Source organism: Chroococcidiopsis sp. TS-821, assembly GCF_002939305.1.
GTDB lineage: Bacteria > Cyanobacteriota > Cyanobacteriia > Cyanobacteriales > Chroococcidiopsidaceae > Chroogloeocystis.
Map to the genome: position 1 here is coordinate 1 of NZ_MVDI01000035.1, position 472 is coordinate 472.

Annotated in this window: 1 protein-coding gene; it reads right to left on the reverse strand. The window is 54.7% G+C overall.

What is annotated here, in order from left to right:
• On the reverse strand, positions 1-347 hold a 347-nt coding region (locus B1A85_RS23340; RefSeq protein WP_146087216.1), incomplete at its 3' end, for a hypothetical protein.
• Positions 348-472: the final 125 nt, after the last annotated feature.

The window sequence follows — 472 nt, forward strand, 5'->3', positions numbered from 1 at the left end:
GATAGACCTCCGCCCCCTCCACGCACTACGTGGCCTTTTACGTCTCTTCCTGTAATACCTGCCGCCTCTTGCAAGTCGTCTATCGCGCTCATCTCTTTTAGACTTTTCTTCGCGTTCTCGCGCAATTGATCAGATTTGCTCGTATGATTCCCGCCCTGGAAGGTGATCCCGGTACCATCGACATGTCCGGGCTGCAGCTCATTGCTTTGCCCGGTAGAACGTTTCGCCGCTAGATCTTGTGTGTTCGCCCAGGCTTCGCGAGAAGCGCCATGCCAGGCATCTTCTTGTCGCGAATGATTATCGCGTGTATCTTTTGAGTGTTCTCTTTTCTGCTCATGATTATCCACTTACAGCCCCTCCGACCCACCAGACGCCAGACTAGCCTTCCTGGCGTGCAAACCACGTGCAAGGCTTACGGCCCAGACTAGTGACGCTAGGCTGAATCGAATGGACCCACCCAGACGTCCAGTGC